The organism is Streptomyces sp. WAC 04229, from assembly GCF_003947455.1.
Taxonomy (GTDB): Bacteria; Actinomycetota; Actinomycetes; order Streptomycetales; family Streptomycetaceae; genus Streptomyces.
In genome coordinates this window covers 1-15,964 of record NZ_QHJH01000161.1, presented here as the reverse complement: position 1 = coordinate 15,964, position 15,964 = coordinate 1, and the positions used below count along the sequence as shown (strand labels likewise).

Genomic DNA, 15,964 nt, shown 5'->3' with positions numbered 1-15,964 from the left:
CCCCCCTTCCGGCGCGGCTCACACCGGCGCGGCGTCGCTGGTGCCGGAGAGCGAGGCGGTCACCCTCTGGTACACGCAGCCGGGCGTCGAGGAGAAGGTGATCGAGGAGGGCCTGCCCATCGGCAACGGCAGGCTCGGCGCCCTGGTCACCGGCCACCCGTCCCGGGACGTCCTGGTCGTCGCCGACGCCACCCTGTGGACCGGTCACGCCAACGCCGCGCTGCAGTGCGACGGCCAGTTCCCCTACGGCACCGAGGACTTCGGCACCCTCGGCATGCTGGCCAAGGCCTACGTCGACATCCCCGCCCACACCACCGCAGCCGTCGGCGACTACCGCCGCACGCTCGACATGAGCAACGGACTGGTCACCGCCACCTACGAGTTCGGCGGCGTCACCTACCGCCGCGAGGTGTTCTCCAGCCACCCGGACGACGTCGTCGTGGTGCGCCTGTCCCAGAGCGGCGGCGGCTCCTACACCGGCTCCCTGACGCTGGCCGGGACACGCGACGAGGAGGTGACCGCCGACGCGGGCTCCGCCGAGGCGTCCTTCGCCGCGACGTTCACCAACTCGCTGAGGTACGCGACCGTCGTGAAGGCGGCGGGCGAGGGCGGCACCGTCTCCGCCACCGGCACGGAGGTGACCTTCGGCGACTGCGCCGAGGTCGTGCTGATCGTCTCGGGCGGCACCAACTACCAGGCGGACGCGTCCGTCGAGTACAAGGACGCGGACCTCGTTCCGCTCACCGTCGCCCGCGACAAGGCCGCCCGGGCCGCGGGGGCCGGCGGCTCGGCGCTGCTCGCGGGCCACGTCGCCGACTTCCGGCGGCTGCAGAAGCGGACGACGGTGAACCTGGGCGGCTCCAGTGCCGCCCAGCGTGCCATGGAGACCCCCGTCCGGCTCGCCGCCCGCGCCGAGGCAGGAGCCGCCCCCGACCCCGAACTGGAGGCCTCCTACCTGGAGTTCGGCCGCTACCTGACCATCTGCGGCTCCCGGAAAAGCCTGCCCGCCGGCCTCCAGGGCCTGTGGCTCGACAGCAACACCCCCGCGTGGATGAGCGACTACCACACCGACATCAACGTGCAGATGAACTACTGGCTGCCCGACCGGACCGGGCTCTCCGAGTGCTTCGACGCCTTCGCGGACTACTGCGTGGCACAGTTGCCGGGCTGGCGGGCGACCACGCAGGCCCTCTTCCAGGACCCCCGCAACGGCTTCCGGAACACCTCCGGCAAGGTCGCCGGCTGGACGCTCGCCATCTCCACCAACGTCTGGGGCGGCAACGGCTGGTGGTGGCACCCGGCCGGCAACGCGTGGGTGTGCAACTCGCTCTACGAGCACTACGAGTACACCCAGGACCCCGCGGACCTGGCGAAGATCTACCCGCTGCTGAAGGGCGCCTGCGAGTTCTGGGAAGCACGACTGATCACGACGACGGTGGCGGGGCGAGAGGTCCTCGTCGACGACCACGACTGGTCACCGGAGCACGGCCCGCAGGACGCCCGCGGCATCACCTACGCGCAGGAACTGGTCTGGCAGCTGTTCGGGAACTACCGGGAGGCCGCCGCCGAGCTGGGCAGGGACGCGGCGTACGCCGCCACGGTCGACGGTCTCCGGAACAGGCTCCACCTGCCCGAGGTCAGTGCCGGCAGCGGCCGGCTGGAGGAGTGGATGGGCGAGGACGACCTCGGCGAGACCGCGCACCGCCACCTGTCCGCGCACGTGGGCCTCTTCCCCGGCGACCGCGTCAGCCTCCGGGACTCCCCCGCCTCGCTCATCGGCGGTGCCACCAGGCTGCTGGAGGCGCGCGGCATGGACAGCTTCGGCTGGGCCACCGCATGGCGGGCCCTGTGCTGGGCACGGCTGAAGCACGCCGGCAAGGCGTACCAGTGCGTGCTCTCGGTCATGAAGCCGTCCGTGGACTTCGGCAACGGCACGGCGCGCAACTTCTTCGACATGTACTCGTTCGGAGACAGCTCCGTCTTCCAGATCGACGCCAACCTCGGCACACCGGTGGCGATGATCGAGATGCTGGTCCAGTCCCGCCCCGGCCGCGTCGAACTGCTCCCCGCTCTCCCGGACGCCTGGGCCGCCACCGGCTCGGTCACCGGGATCGGCGTACGCGGCGGCTTCACCGTCGACATGGCCTGGAAGGCGGGTCAGGTGACCGCCGCGACCCTGCACGGCGCGCCGGGCCGCACCACCACCGTCGTCCTCGGCGACCGGAGCCGCCGGGTCACCATCCCCTCGTCCGGTTCCGTGACCGTGTCACCTCCGGCGCACACCACCGACCGGCGGTGACCGCCCCGGCGACGTTCCGAGCCACCCGTCGACAGCGAATCGACAGCCGTGCTTTACGCCCGCCCGACCGCCGAACCGACAGCATCACCGCACGGTCTGAACAGCACGTGCCACGGGGCCGTACCTCTCGGCAGATCATCACGCATCCCCCCGAAGGGAACCCCAGCATGACCAGCGCATCGTTTCATCCCGCCGCCGGGCCGGCCCGTCGTACCGTCGTGGCGGCGGCCGGAGCGGCGGGGCTCACCGCCGTGCTGGCGGCCTGCGGAGGCTCGGACGAGGACGCGTCGAGCGACACCGGCAGCGCGTCGTCGGGCTCCCCGTCCGCCGAGGCGGGCGGCGGCGAGGGCGCGGGAGCGGGGGCCGCACTCGCGTCGACCGCCGACATCCCCGAGGGCGGCGGGATGGTCTTCGCCGACCAGAAGGTCGTGGTCACCCAGCCTTCCGCGGGCGAGTTCAAGGCGTTCTCCGCCACCTGCACCCACCAGGGCTGCGCCGTGAAGAGCGTGTCCGACGGGGTCATCAACTGCCCTTGTCACAACAGCAATTTCTCCATCACCGACGGCAGCGTGCAGAGCGGTCCGGCGCTCAAGCCGCTGCCCGCCGTGCAGATCACGGTCAGCGGGGACTCGATCCAGCTGGCCGGATGACCGCGACCCAGCGCCGGGGCCGGAAGATCATGATGACCCCCGGCGAGCTGGAGGCGTTCCTCACCACCCAGCGCACCTGCCGGGTCGCCACGGTCTCGGCCGACGGCGCCCCGCACGTGAGCACGCTCTGGTTCGCCTGGGACGGTGCCTCGATGTGGCTGTACTCGGTCGTGCGCAGCAGGCGCTGGACGGATCTGCGGCGCGACCCGCGGGTGGCGATCGTGGTGGACACCGGTGAGGAGTACGACGAGTTGCGGGGAGCGGAGCTGTCCGGCCGGATGGAGTTCGTGGGCGAGGCACCGCGCACCGGTGAGCTGTGCGCCGAACTCGACTTCCCGGAGACGCTGTTCGCCCGCAAGAACTTCGGTCTGGAGGAGATGCCCCACGACGGCCGGCACGGCTGGCTGCGGCTGACGCCGGAGAAGGTCGTCAGCTGGGACTTCCGCAAGCTGGCGTCGCCGTAGCGGACTCCGTCGGCTCCGGCGTTCACCGTGGCGGACTCAGCCCGCCTGTCCCACCTTCGCCGCGGTCGCCCGCAGCGCGTCCACCGCCGCCCGGATCGACGGGCGGCGGTCCGCGTCCGCGCGCCACACGACGTACACGTGCCGGCGCACCCGCTGCTTCAAGGGGACGGTGACGACCTCCGCGGGCATCGGCTGGCGCCCGAGCAGGGGCGCGATGCACACGCCGAGCCCCGCGGCGACCAGACCGAGCTGGGTGTGGGTCTCGGCGGCGCGGTGTCCGACGATCGGCTCGATGCCCTTCGAGCGCAGCGTGAACATCAGCCACTCGTGGCAGAACTCGCCTTCGCCCCAGGTGATCCACTCGTCCTCGGCGAACTCGGCGAGGTCCACCTCGTCGCGGCCCGCGAGCCGGTGGCCGGCCTGCATGGCCACGTCGGCGGGGTCGTCGAGGAGCGGCGCCTTGACCAGGCCGTCGGGCAGCGGCATCGGCTTGTTGTACCAGTCGAGGACGACGGCCAGGTCGAGGTCGCCGCGGACCACGCCGTTGATGCCGCGCTCCGGTTCCAGCTCGCAGGAGCGCAGGCGCAGCGCGGGGTGCTCGGTGCGCAGGGCGGCGAGAGACGTGGGGAAGAGTCCGCGGGCGGCCGTCGGGAAGGCGGACAGCCGCAGCTCGCCCGCCACCTGCCCGCGCTGCGCCTCCAGGTCGGCCTGGGCCAGTTCGACCTGGGAGAGGATGCGGGCCGCGTGCTCGGCGAGCAGTCGGCCCGCGTCGGTGAGCCGCACCCCGCGCCCGTTCTTCGCCAGCAGTTGCTGTCCGGCCTCGCGCTCCAGCTTGGCCATCTGCTGGGAGACGGCGGAGGTGGTGATGTGCAGACCGGCTGCGGCGCCGCTCACCGAACCGTGCCGGGCGAGGGCGTCGAGGGTGCGCAGGCGCTCCAGGTTCAACATGTAAGCAACACTACGAGATATTCGGTGCGAAATCTCGATTGTGCTACGAGGACGATCTGCCCCATCGTTGCTCGCATGAGCAGCAGTGGTACGTCCTCGCCTGCGGCCCGTCGCGTCCTCGACTGGCGGCTGCGCTTCGGGGTTCTCTCCCTCGTCTGGGGTTTCAGCTTCCTCTTCATGAAGGTGGGTACGGAGGGTTTCGCCCCGTTCCAGGTCACGCTGGGGCGGCTGGCGTTCGGTACGGCGGTGGTCGCGGCCGCGATGGCGGTGAAGCGGGAGCGGCTGCCGCGCGGCGCCTGGACCTGGGTGCATCTGACGGTCGCCGGGTTCCTGCTGAACGCGCTGCCGTTCTCGCTGTTCGCCTTCTCGGAACTGACGATCCCGTCGTCGCTGGCCGGCATCTGCAACGCGACCTCGCCGCTGTGGGGCATGGCCCTGTCGCTGGTCGCCCTCTCCGAGGACCGGCCGACGCGACGCCGGGTGGCAGGGCTCGGCATCGGGTTCCTGGGCGTCCTGACGGTGCTGGGCGTCTGGCAGGGCTTCGACGGACTCGACGTCACGGGCACCGCCCTGGCGCTGCTGGCCTCGCTCAGCTATCCGGTCGGCTGGATCTACGTGCGCCGCACCCTGGCCGGCTCCAGCCACTCCCACCTCTCGCTGACGGGCGCCCAGCTGGGTCTCGCCACGCTGCAACTCACCGTCGTGACACCGCTGTTCACCTCGCTGCCGACCGGCTTTCCGGTCCTGCCCGTGCTGTCGGTCGCGGCCCTGGGCGTCCTCGGCACCGGTCTCGCCTTCCTGATCCAGTACGACCTGGTCGCGGAGGTCGGACCGACGACGGCCCAGATGGTCACGTACTTCACCCCCGTCATCGCCACCGCGGCGGGCGTGGCACTCCTCGGCGAGTCGCTGTCCTGGTCGACCCCGGTCGGCGCGGTGGTCGTCCTCGCCGGGGCGGCGCTGACCCGGTCCCGGCCCAGGGCCGCCGGACCGCCCTCGCCGGCCCCGGCCGGGGAGCGCGAGGACACGAGGCTCCAGGAGCACCCTCGGACCACCGCGTCTCAGACGTAGCTCCGCGAAGCTTCCGCCCCCGGCCCCACCGCCGCCGCGACCGCCGCCGCCAGCGGGGCGACGTCCTCCTCGGACAGCGTCGAGACCGTGATCCGGATGCCTGGCGGGGCGCTGACGCGGAAGCGCGCGCCGGGGGCCACGGCCCAGCCGGCGTGCAGCAGCCGGGCGACGGCACCGGTCTCGTCCGGCACCGGGATCCACACGTTCATGCCGCTGCGGCCGTGCGCGGCGACCCCGTGGTCCGCGAGGGCGGCGAGCAGCGCGTCCCGGCGCCGCCCGTACACCGGCGCGACCGCGTGCGCGTCCACCGCGCCGCCCGCCCACAGCAGGGCCACGGCCCGCTGGGTGACGTGGCTGACCCAGCCGGGCCCCAGCCGCTGCCGGCCGCGGACCCGGTCGAGCGTGACGGGGTCCCCCGTGAACACGGCGAGTCGCAGGTCGGGCCCGCAGGCCTTGGCCGCCGAGCGGACGAAGGCCCAGCTGTGGGTCGTACCGGCGAGGGGGTGCGGGGGCAGGTCGACGATGCGGTGGCCGTGGTCGTCCTCGATCAGCAGGGTCTCGGGATGGTCGCTCAGCACGGACCGCAGGCCGGCCGCGCGCGCCGCGCCGACGGCCGCGCCCGTCGGGTTCTGCGCGCGGACCGTGACGACCAGCGCGCGGGCGCCGGCCGCCAGCACCCGGCGTACGTCCTCGGGCAGCGGTCCCTCGTCGTCCACGCGCACGGGGACCGTGCGCAGTCCGAGCGCCGGGACCAGGTCGAGGAGGCTGCCCCAGCCCGGGTCCTCCACGGCGACGGCGTCGCCGGGTCTGAGGTGGGTCGCGAGTACCCGTTCCATGGCGTCCAGGGAGCCGGAGGTGACCACCACGGGCCCGTCGGGCACTCCGTCGGCGTCCAGTTCGGCGCGGGCGACGCCCGCGAGCTCCGCGGTGACGGCCGCGTGCCCGTACATCACCGGGTCCCGGTCGCCCTGCTCGGCCGCCGCGGCGAACACCGGGCCCAGCGCGGGCAGCAGTGCCGGGTCCGGATTGCCGTCGGAGAGGTCGCGCACCCCCTCGGGCACCTCCACCCGGATGAACTCGCGGCCCGTGGTGGCGGGCTTCGCGCGCACCCGGCTGCCCCGGCGCCCGGCCGTCTCGATCACCCCGCGCTCGCGCAGGGTGCGGTAGGCGGCGGCGACGGTGTTCGGGTTCACCCCGAGCCGCTCCGCCAGCTCCCGCATCGGCGGCAGCGGTTGCCCCGGTTCCAGCTCCCCCGAGCCCACCGCACGCTCGACGCTCGCGGAAATCTCCGCTGCGCCCCGCCCTGTGATCAGATACTCTCCTAGCACAAACAACATTATGCACTAGTGCAATGGAGAACGCCATGCAGGGGACCGCGCAGACGCCGTCGCAGCCCGCGACCACCTACCCGTCCACCGACCGCACCGTCCCCACCCGCTCCCCCGACCGGGCCTCGTACGACAAGGAACTGGTGCACGCGATACTCGACGAGGGCTACGTCTGCCATCTCGGCTTCGTCCGGGACGGTGCCCCGGTGGTCCTGCCGACCCTCTACGGGCGGGTGGGCGAGCGGCTCTACGTGCACGGCTCGACGGGCTCGCGCCCGCTGCGGATGACCGGCGCCGCGGACCCGGGCCTGCCGGTGTGCCTGACGGTGACCCACGTGGACGCGCTGGTGCTGGCCCGCTCCGCCTTCCACCACTCGATCAACTACCGGTCGGTGGTGGTGCACGGCACGGCGTACGAGGTGACGGACCCCAAGGAGCGGCGCACCGCCCTGGACGCCCTGGTCGACCACGTCGTCCCCGGCCGCTCGCGGGACTCCCGGCCCGCCAACAAGAAGGAGCTGGCCGCCACCGCCGTGATCCGCCTCGACCTGGACGAGGTCTCCGCCAAGCTCCGCACCGGCGGTGTGAACGACGAACCGGAGGACCTCGCCCTCCCCCACTGGGCGGGGCTGGTCCCGGTGCGCAAGGGGTACGACGCCCCGGTCGCCGACCCGGACCTCGACGCCGGCACCGCCCTGCCCGGCTATCTGTCGGCCTTGTGATGCTGGTCCACCCCTGGGACGCGCCGCGGGACGACGACGAGTGGCGGGACTGGCTCGGGTCACACGACTTCGGCCAGCTCGCCGTCAACGGCCCGCCCGGCGAGCCGCCCCACGTCCAGCCGCTGCACTTCGCCTTCGACGCCGCCCGCGGCGCCCACGGCGAGGTGGTCACACACCTGGCCCGGCCCAACCCGCTGTGGTCCGCGCTGGAGGCCGACCCGGTCGTCCTGCTGAGCGTGGTCGACGACTACGTGTACGTCCCCGGCCCCTGGCAGGCCGCCCCGGAGGGGCCGCCCGAGCACGGCGTGCCGACCAGCTTCTACGCGGCCGTCCAGCTCCGCTGCCACGCCCGTGTCGTGGACGATCCTGGTGAGAAGGCCGACCTGCTCAACCGCCAGGTCGGCCACTTCCAGCCGGACGGCGGTTCCGCACGGGCCGCGGCGGGCGAGGCGCCGTACGGCAGGCTGCTGTCCGGCATCCGCGGGCTGCGGCTGGAGGTGACCGGCGTACGGGCGAAGTTCAAGTACGCCGGCAAGCGGACCGAGGAGGTCCGGGACCGGATCGCGGTCGGGCTCGCCGAGCGCGCCGGCCCGCGCGACGCCGGGGCCCGGGCGCACCTCGCACGGCGCGGCGGGATCTGACGGAGGGCGCCGGAAGACCGCCCGTGGGGCCGCTCGCGCCGAGCGGCCCCCGGTCGTCAGGCGGGCTTCGTCGGTCAGGCCGGCGCCGGTCGCGTCCGTGCCGCCTTGGTCTCCGCCACCGCGAGCCCCGCCACCGAGCCGAGCATCAGCAGGGTGCCGGCCAGGGTCGCCGCCGTGAGGTGCTCCCCGAGCAGCAGGACGGCGAGCGCCGCCGCGCTGACCGGCTCCAGGAGCATGATCACGGAGACGGTGGCGGACCGGACGACGGCCGCTCCGGCGAAGTAGAGCCCGTAGGCGAGGGCGGTCGGCACGGCGGCGACGTACGCGAGCAGCAACCCGAGCCGGACCGGTTCGGCGGTGTGCGGCAGCAGCCCCTCGGCGAGGGCGAGCGGCAGCAGGCACAGGCTGGTGACGGCGAAGGCCCCCACCGACGTGCTGCCGGCGTCCGCCCCGCCGTCGCGGCCCCACCAGCGGGTGAGCAGCGTCATCACCGAGTACCCGGCGGCGGACAGCAGCGCGAGGAGTACGCCCGACAGGCGGACGGTCGTGCTCCCTCCCCCGAGGACGAGCACCACGAGCCCGGCGAGCGCGCCCACGACGGCGGTGGCACCGCCCAGGCCGAGGTGTTCACCGAGGGCGAGGCGCGCGCCGAGCGCGATCAGCACCGGCCCGGCGCCCAGCGTGATGACGGTCGCCACGGCCAGCCCGGTGGACTGCACCGCGGCGAAGTAGGCGGTCTGGAACACCGCGAGACCGAGGCCGGTGACGAGGGCCCGCCGCGCCTTGCGGGCGAACGGCTCGGCCACGGCCGTCCTCCGTCCATGCGGACGCAATGGACGGACGGCGAGCAGCAGGACGAGCCCCACGGCGCAGCGCCAGAAGGACAGGGCGACGGGGCCCATGTCACTGGACCGGTAGACCAGCGAGGCGGCGGCACCGGCGGTGCCCCAGGCGACACCGGCGACGATCAGATAGAGGAGGCCACGCCCGACGGGCAGGCCGGAGACGGCATTCGACACGAGTTCTCTCCGCAGACGCGCACGAGGCGCGGACGTTCGGCGCGGCCCCGGAGCTACCGGGAGCGCGAGGACTGCGTCTGCGGGCAGCACCGTCCGGCCCGGCGACCACGCGCCGGGCTCGTCACAGGGGCCCGCCTCAGGTGGCCGGAGGCGGGAGGACGAGTGCGTCGGAGTGCATGATCCGCACCCTAGGCCGCCGTCCCCCGCCGGGACAACTCCCTTTCCTCCCCGCCGCTCGCCACCGGTTCCGCGGAGCCCTTGGCGGGCGTCGAGGACTGGGCGATGAAGGCACCGGCCAGCACCACGACGCCGCCGACGATCTGCGGGGCGGAGAGGTGCTCGCCGAGCAGCACCCAGGCCAGCACGGTCGCGACGACCGCTTCGAGGCAGGCCACGACGCCGGCGACCTGCGGAGACAGCCGGCGCACGGCCACCACGCCGGTGACGTAGGCGAGGACCGTGGCGACGAACACGATCCAGGCGAGCAGCAGGGCGGCGGCCACCGGGGTGCCGTCCATGGGGGCGGTGTGGCCGAGGACGGACCAGTCCATCGACCAGGGGCGGGCCACGACGGTCAGCACGGCGGCCCCGACGAGCAGGCCGTAGGCGATCACGCCGAGCGGGTCGGGGGCCTCGTCACCTGCGTCGCTGCCCTGGTCGGACAGGACGAAGTAGCCGACCTGACAGCAGGCGGCACCGAGCGCGAGCAGCAGTCCGACGGCGTCGAAGCGCAGGCCCGACCAGACCTCCACCACGCAGGCGAGACCGCCGACCGCGAGGACCACGCCGAGTGCCGCGGCCCGGGTCACCGGCCGCCGCTGCACGAACCGGACCCAGCCCAGGACCAGGGCGGGCGCGAGGTACTCGACGAGCAGGGCGACGCCGACGGGGATGCGGGAGATGGCCGCGAAGTAGCAGGCCTGCACACCGGCCACGGCCAGCAGGCCGAACCCGGCGAGCAGTCCGGGGCGGCGGCGCAGCAGGTCGCGGTGGCGCACGGCGAGCGGCAGCATCACCAGGGCGGCGCCGGCCACCCGCAGCCAGACCACGTGGAGCGGGTCGAGGCCCGCCTCGATGAGCGGCTTGGCCGCGACTCCGGAACCGCCGAAGGCGACCGCGGACGCGAGCGCCAGGCCGAGCCCGGTCCCCTTGCCGCGGCTGCCGCGAGCGCTGTCAGACGTATGCACCGGCACATGATGACAGGGGTCGACATGACCGTCACCCCCAATGACACCTGTCTCACCGACTGGACGTCCGGCGCGGGACGGGGGCTCGCCGGGCGAGGGGCGGGGGCCGGCGACGCCTGAGGCCGAGCAGGGGAAACCTCGGGGCTCAGGACGCCGGTTCGAAGTACCTGTCCACGTCGGCGACCACCGTGCGCGGCTCGACGGCCACACGGGCCAGGATCTCCACGGCGCGCGCCTGCGGGTCCGCGACCAGGGCGGCGAGCAGGTCGACACCACAGGCCCGGACGTGCCCGCGCCGTGCGGCACGCGCACCGGCTTCCTCCATGGCCGCCGCGGCCAGCGGCGAGAATCCGGCGACGCCGGTCACGAGGGGGACGGCTCCCGAGTCCTCGACGGCGCTCTGCCAGCGCAGGCCGTAGCCGATGCTGCGCTGCACGAGGTAGCCGAGCAGCCGGGCGATCCGGGGCCCGTCCCCGAGCACCGCCCGGACCTCACCGTCGGATTCCAGGAGGGAGTGCAGCAGATGGGCCGTGTCGACCTGCCGGTCCCCGTCCCGCACCGCCCTGCGGCGGGCACCGGAGACCGCCGACGCCAGTTCCGCGGTGAACCGGTGGTCGAGATCGGTGCCGTCCGGGCGCGGGGCGTCCTGCTCGCCGGCCGACTGCCGGGGGATACGGGGTTGCACATCTCCCAGCTCACCAGTCCCGGACGTGCGCGTCATCCCCGAGGGGGAGCATTTCGTCGTCCCACACAGAGTGGACCCGCACGGCCGGAATCTCCTCCTTGCGGATGAGATCAAGCCGTTTCGCCCGCGCACGCGAAGGTGCCCCGCGGATCACTCCGCGGGGCACCCCTGCACTCCGTCAGTCCTCGTCGGCGAGGATCAGGTACAGCTTCTTGCGGGCGTCACCGATGACGGTGAGCGCCTTCTCCCGCTGCTCCTTGCTGCCGGTCTTCCAGACCTGTCCGAACGCCTCCATCAGCCCGAACCCGGCCTGCCGGACGTCGTTCAGGGCCTCCCAGTCGACGCCCCGCGAGGCCTCTTCCCAGGGTGCGTCGGGACCTTCCTCCGCCGCGGCGCGGCCCTCCTCGGTGAGCGCGAACAGCTTCTTGCCGCCCTCGCTCTCGCTGGCGATCAGGCCCTCGTCCTCCAGCAGCTGGAGGGTGGGGTACACCGAACCGGGGCTGGGCTTCCACGCCCCGCCGCTGCGCTCGGCGATCTCCTGGATCATCTCGTAGCCGTGCATCGGCCGGTCCTTCAGGAGGGCCAGGATCGACGCCTTCACGTCGCCCCGCCGCGCCCTCCCCCTGGGCCCGCCGCGCCCTCGACCGCCCCAGGGGCCGCCGTGACCGAAGCCCGGCCCGAACGGACCACCGGAGCCGCCGGGGCCACCCGGCCCGAAGGGACCGAAGGCCGCACGCCGCCCGTCGAAGCCGCCACGGCCGTAGGGGCCGCCTTCACTGCGGCCCTGTCCACCATGTCCACGCTCGTATCCGTGGGTACGCATCGCAATCACTCCATTCAGTCGTTGACCTGTCGCGATGTCTCAACGATATATCGGAACCTATCGCATAGCAAGCCCTCGCTCCGCTCCCGAGCCCTGACGTCTGAACGGGCCGGATGCCCCTCACCGGCCCGCGACCCACGTGAAACCCGGTCCAGCGACCGGCGATTGGCCTTGGCCCGCGGCGCCGCGCGACGTCTAGCGTCGGGGCATGCGTATCCGAATCGTCGACGCCTTCACCGACCGGCCCTTCGCCGGCAACCCCGCCGGGGTCCTGCTCCTCGACGCCTTCCCGGACGACGACCGACTGCAGCGGGTCGCCCTGGAGGTCAATCACGCCGAGACGGCGTTCGCCCATCCCCTGCCCGCGGGCGGCGAGGCCGACTGGGCGCTGCGCTGGTTCACCCCGGCCACCGAGGTCGCGATGTGCGGCCACGCGACCCTCGCCACGGCCCACGTGCTGCGCACCACCGGCGCCCACGAGGGCCCGGTGCGGTTCGCCACCCGCAGCGGCGTCCTCGTCGCGACGCCCCACGAGGACGGCTCCGTCACCCTGGACTTCCCGACCGCGCCGCTGACTCCGGTCGAGACCCCGGCGGGCGTCGCCGAGGCCCTCGGCGCCGCGCCCCTCACCGTTCTCGACACCGGGCCGAACATCGGCGACCTGCTGGTCGAGGTCGCCGACGAGGGGACCGTGCGCGCCTTGAAGCCGGACCACAAGGCGCTGGGCGCCCACTCCGAGCGGGGCATCATCGCCACCGCCCGCGCGGACGACCCGGCGCAGGGGTACGACTTCGTCTCCCGCTGCTTCTTCCCGAACGTCGGCATCGACGAGGACCCCGTCACGGGCAGCGCCCACACGGCCCTCGCGCCCTTCTGGTCCGGGCGCCTGGGCCGACCGGCCCTCACGGGGCTCCAGGCGTCGCCCCGCTCCGGCCTGGTCCGCACGGAGCTCCGGGGCGAGCGCACGCTGCTCAGGGGCAGCGCGGTGACGGTGATCGAGGGCGAGCTGCTGGCCTGACCGGCCGTCGGGACGGGGCGGGGAGTCCCACGCGCCGCGTCATCCGGGACGGACGGTGCTGCTCATGCGCCGCGCGGCCCGGCACGCGTACGCCGTTCCCCGCCCCCGCGCGCTCACGCCGTCGGCAACCAGCCCACCTTGCCGGCCAGCAGCGCGTACCCGACGAAGGCCCCGATGTCGAGCAGCGAGTGCGCCACCACCAGCGGGCCCACGCGCCCCCAACGGCGGTACAGGTACACGAAGACGACGCCCATCACCATGTTGCCGATGAAGCCGCCGATGCCCTGGTAGAGGTGGTACGACCCGCGCAGCACCGAGCTGGCCGCCAGCGAGGCGCCCGCGCTCCAGCCGAGCTGGTCGAGGCGGCGCAGCAGATAGCCGACCACGATGACCTCCTCCAGGACGGAGTTCTGCACCGCCGAGAGGATCAGTACGGGGTACTTCCACCACACGTCGGGCAGGGCCTCGGGCACCACCGTGAGGTTGAAGCCGAGGCCACGGGCGGCCAGGTAGAAGGCGATGCCGGTGCTGCCGATGACAGCGGCGACGGCCGCCCCGCGGCCCAGGTCGGGCCACGGCCGGGTGCGGTCGAAGCCCAGGGCGCGCAGACCGCTGCCCTCCCGGAGCAGGAAGTGCGCGACGAGGGCGACGGGGACGAGGGCCGTGGTGATGCCGAAGAGCTGCCAGGCCAGGTCGAGCCAGGGACGGCCGGGCGCCGCGGAGGCGTTGAGGGTGGCCGCCTGGTCCTTGAGCCCGCCGGGCCGGGTGACCGAGCCGACGAAACTGATGAGGGCGGACACCCCGCTCGCGCCCAGCGACAGCGCCAGGACGAGCAGCGTCTCGTCACGCAGGGTCCGCCGTGAGAGCCGCTCCGGGGAACCCTGCTCCCCGACGACCGGCTTGTGAGGGAACGAATCGTCCACCGGGCCCGCCTCCGCCATGCACACCTGCCTCCAGCTGGGACGTCACAGCTTGCCCGATCAGTATGAGGCGGTGCGCGGCGGGGCCCGGGGCCGACCCGTCGTCGGCCCGGTGCGGGTCAGCCCAGCACCGCCGGCTCCGGCAGCCCCACCGGCCACAGGTGCACGGGATCACCCTCGCGCATCAGCTCGACGTACCGTCGGGTCGTGGCGGCCAGCGCTTCCTCCCGGGACAGCCCCGCCTCCAGCCCCCGGTGGAACGTGGCCGCCTGCCAGGACGCGCCGTTGACCCGGCGCCGGCACCGCTCCTCGATCACGCCGAGGTACAGGTCCCGGTCGGCGGGCTCCACGCCCCACGCGTCCAGCCCCGCCTCGGCGAGTGGCAGCAGTTCGTCGCGGACGAGGACGGCGGCGTCGACCTCGGTGGTGCCGCCCAGCCGACCGCGGCGGGGCCACTCGAAGCGGGCGTCGATGCCGTGCCGGCACGCGGCCTCGAAGTTGGCGGCGGCGGCCTCGAACGGCAGCCGGGTCCACACCGGCCGGGGCTCCTCGGCGAGCGCGCGCACCACACCGTAGTAGAAGGCCGCGTTGGCGATGACGTCGGTGACGGTGGGTCCGGCGGGCAGGACGCGGTTCTCCACCCGCAGGTGGGGGACGCCGTCGGCGATGTCGTAGACGGGCCGGTTCCAGCGGTAGACGGTGCCGTTGTGCAGGACGAGTTCGGCGAGCGAGGGCACTCCGCCGGCGTCCAGGACCTCCAGCGGGTCCTCGTCGTCGCAGATCGGCAGCAGGGCCGGGAAGTACCGCCGGTTCTCCTCGAACAGGTCGTAGGCCGAGGTCACCCAGCGCTCCCCGAACCAGGTGCGCGGCCGGACGCCCTGGGCCTGGAGCTCGGGCGGGCGGGTGTCGGTGGACTGCTGGAACAGCGGAGGGCGCGACTCGCGCCACAGCTCCCGGCCGAACAGGAACGGCGCGTTGGCGCCGACGGCGATCTGCGCGGCGGTGACCGCCTGGGCCGCGTTCCACACGTCGGCGAAGCGGTCCGGGGTGACCTGGAGGTGCAGTTGCACCGAGGTACAGGCGGCCTCGGGCGCGATGGACTTGGAGGTGCAGGTCAGACGCTCGACCCCCTCGATGTCGAGGGTGAAGTCCTCGCCGCGGGCGGCCACGATCTGGTCGTTGAGCAGGGCGTAGCGGTCCACGGCGGAGAGATTGGAGGAAACGAGATCGTCCCGGTCCAGCGTCGGCAGAATTCCGATCATCGCGATTCCCGCGTCGACCTCTCCGGCCTTGCGGTCCGCATATGCCAGAGACGTACGGATCTCCTCGGCGAGCCGGTCGAATACCCGGCCACCCAACCGGTGGGGAGCGATGTTCACTTCCAGGTTGAACATGGCGAGTTCTGTTTGGAAGTCCCGGCTCGCGATGCGTTCGAGGACTTGCGCATTCAACATTTTCGGCATCCCGTCAGCACCGACGAGATTCAATTCGATCTCCAGCCCCATCAGGTTCTTCGGTTCGTCGAACCGCTTCTCTGCCAGAAGCCGCTCCAGACCCGTCAGGCACCGCTGCAACTTCTCGCGGTAGCGCTGGCGATCGGACAGGTCGAATTGACCTGCCACGACCTTCTCCCCCATGGAAGCTTCCCTTCTGCGAGCGGCAGTCGAAGATCCGGCCGCCGATGGCCGGTCAGGTTGGATGATGCCCAGCCGAAGCGATCGATAACGTCCCGCGGCGGCCCGGCACCCGCTACGCTGTGCCGATGTGACCGGTGGCACATTCACCAGGCATGGCGCGTGGAGCAGTTTCCGGGTCCGGTAACTCGTGAAAAACGCCGACGACAATTGGCCGACCGCTCGGTGAACATTCTCCGAGGTCACCGTCGTGCACCGGCTCGTAAATCCGGAGAAATCCCGCATCTCCACGACCGAATGCAACCTTGTACTGGTTGCCGGAATCGGCTAGCCGAAACACAGTCTGAACACATGTCGTATAAACTCCGCGAACAAGGCAGCGGACCGGCGCCCTCGGTCGAAGGATGCCGTCGTCGAGCTGACACGCGGCAGACCTCACCCCCTTCTCGGTTCCCGGACCCCGGCCCCTGCCTCCCCAGCCCTGTGAGCTGACAGCGTCGTCCGCCCCACTCCGCCCTCGCGCCACCGTGCCTTCGAATGAGAGGCGACCCACCA

At 72.9% G+C, this 15,964-nt stretch carries 15 protein-coding genes; 7 read left to right on the top strand and 8 right to left on the bottom strand.

Annotation, left to right across the window (positions count from 1 at the left end; genetic code table 11):
* From DMH12_RS29670 to DMH12_RS29660, 3 genes are all read left to right on the top strand, one after another.
* On the top strand, positions 1-2,299 hold a 2,299-nt coding region (locus tag DMH12_RS29670; protein WP_148107556.1), incomplete at its 5' end, for a glycosyl hydrolase family 95 catalytic domain-containing protein.
* Between the two features lie 167 nt (positions 2,300-2,466).
* Positions 2,467-2,949, top strand: a complete 483-nt coding sequence (locus DMH12_RS29665; RefSeq protein ID WP_125494513.1) for a Rieske (2Fe-2S) protein — start codon at positions 2,467-2,469, stop codon at positions 2,947-2,949.
* Complete coding sequence (locus DMH12_RS29660) at positions 2,946-3,413, top strand: pyridoxamine 5'-phosphate oxidase family protein (RefSeq protein ID WP_125494512.1); 468 nt, start codon at positions 2,946-2,948, stop codon at positions 3,411-3,413. The genes DMH12_RS29665 and DMH12_RS29660 overlap by 4 nt, the downstream gene beginning before the upstream one ends.
* A gap of 36 nt (positions 3,414-3,449) precedes the next feature.
* Here DMH12_RS29660 and DMH12_RS29655 read toward each other — a convergent pair whose 3' ends face one another.
* Positions 3,450-4,361, bottom strand: a complete 912-nt coding sequence (locus DMH12_RS29655; RefSeq protein WP_125494511.1) for a LysR family transcriptional regulator — start codon at positions 4,359-4,361, stop codon at positions 3,450-3,452.
* A gap of 75 nt (positions 4,362-4,436) precedes the next feature.
* Between DMH12_RS29655 and DMH12_RS29650 the strand changes: the two genes are divergently transcribed.
* Entirely contained in the window at positions 4,437-5,432 is a 996-nt protein-coding gene (locus tag DMH12_RS29650; RefSeq protein WP_125494510.1) for a DMT family transporter, read from the top strand.
* On the opposite strand, the gene DMH12_RS29645 is transcribed toward DMH12_RS29650, so the two are convergent.
* Complete coding sequence (locus tag DMH12_RS29645; protein WP_125494509.1) at positions 5,423-6,760, bottom strand: aminotransferase class I/II-fold pyridoxal phosphate-dependent enzyme; 1,338 nt, start codon at positions 6,758-6,760, stop codon at positions 5,423-5,425. The two genes, DMH12_RS29650 and DMH12_RS29645, sit on opposite strands and share 10 nt — an antisense overlap.
* Positions 6,761-6,795: 35 nt before the next feature.
* On the opposite strand from DMH12_RS29645, the gene DMH12_RS29640 reads away from it, so the two are divergent.
* Complete coding sequence (locus DMH12_RS29640) at positions 6,796-7,482, top strand: pyridoxamine 5'-phosphate oxidase family protein (protein ID WP_125494508.1); 687 nt, start codon at positions 6,796-6,798, stop codon at positions 7,480-7,482.
* Positions 7,482-8,123: an FMN-binding negative transcriptional regulator gene (locus DMH12_RS29635; RefSeq protein ID WP_125494507.1), complete on the top strand. Its 642-nt coding sequence runs from the start codon at positions 7,482-7,484 to the stop codon at positions 8,121-8,123. Before DMH12_RS29640 ends, DMH12_RS29635 begins: the two co-directional genes overlap by 1 nt.
* A 74-nt stretch (positions 8,124-8,197) precedes the next feature.
* On the opposite strand, the gene DMH12_RS29630 is transcribed toward DMH12_RS29635, so the two are convergent.
* The 4 genes from DMH12_RS29630 to DMH12_RS29615 form a co-directional block, all read right to left on the bottom strand.
* Entirely contained in the window at positions 8,198-9,142 is a 945-nt protein-coding gene (locus tag DMH12_RS29630) for a DMT family transporter (protein ID WP_125494506.1), read from the bottom strand.
* A gap of 188 nt (positions 9,143-9,330) precedes the next feature.
* Positions 9,331-10,335 carry a DMT family transporter gene (locus tag DMH12_RS29625; RefSeq protein ID WP_125494505.1) on the bottom strand — a complete coding sequence of 335 codons (1,005 nt, stop codon included), beginning with the start codon at positions 10,333-10,335 and terminating at the stop codon, positions 9,331-9,333.
* 139 nt (positions 10,336-10,474) lie between these two features.
* A complete protein-coding gene (locus DMH12_RS29620; RefSeq protein WP_125494504.1) occupies positions 10,475-11,014 on the bottom strand; it encodes a Clp protease N-terminal domain-containing protein in 540 nt (179 codons plus the stop codon).
* A gap of 178 nt (positions 11,015-11,192) precedes the next feature.
* Positions 11,193-11,837 carry a PadR family transcriptional regulator gene (locus DMH12_RS29615; RefSeq protein WP_125494503.1) on the bottom strand — a complete coding sequence of 215 codons (645 nt, stop codon included), beginning with the start codon at positions 11,835-11,837 and terminating at the stop codon, positions 11,193-11,195.
* A 208-nt stretch (positions 11,838-12,045) separates the two neighbouring features.
* Here DMH12_RS29615 and DMH12_RS29610 point away from each other — a divergent pair, with 208 nt between their 5' ends.
* Positions 12,046-12,855, top strand: a complete 810-nt coding sequence (locus tag DMH12_RS29610) for a PhzF family phenazine biosynthesis protein (protein ID WP_125494502.1) — start codon at positions 12,046-12,048, stop codon at positions 12,853-12,855.
* Positions 12,856-12,968: 113 nt separating this feature from the next.
* Here DMH12_RS29610 and DMH12_RS29605 read toward each other — a convergent pair whose 3' ends face one another.
* Complete coding sequence (locus DMH12_RS29605) at positions 12,969-13,796, bottom strand: CPBP family intramembrane glutamic endopeptidase (RefSeq protein WP_125494501.1); 828 nt, start codon at positions 13,794-13,796, stop codon at positions 12,969-12,971.
* A 98-nt stretch (positions 13,797-13,894) separates the two neighbouring features.
* Positions 13,895-15,412, bottom strand: coding sequence for a glutamate--cysteine ligase (locus DMH12_RS29600; RefSeq protein WP_125494500.1), 1,518 nt, complete (start codon positions 15,410-15,412; stop codon positions 13,895-13,897).
* Between the last annotated feature and the right edge of the window lie 552 nt (positions 15,413-15,964).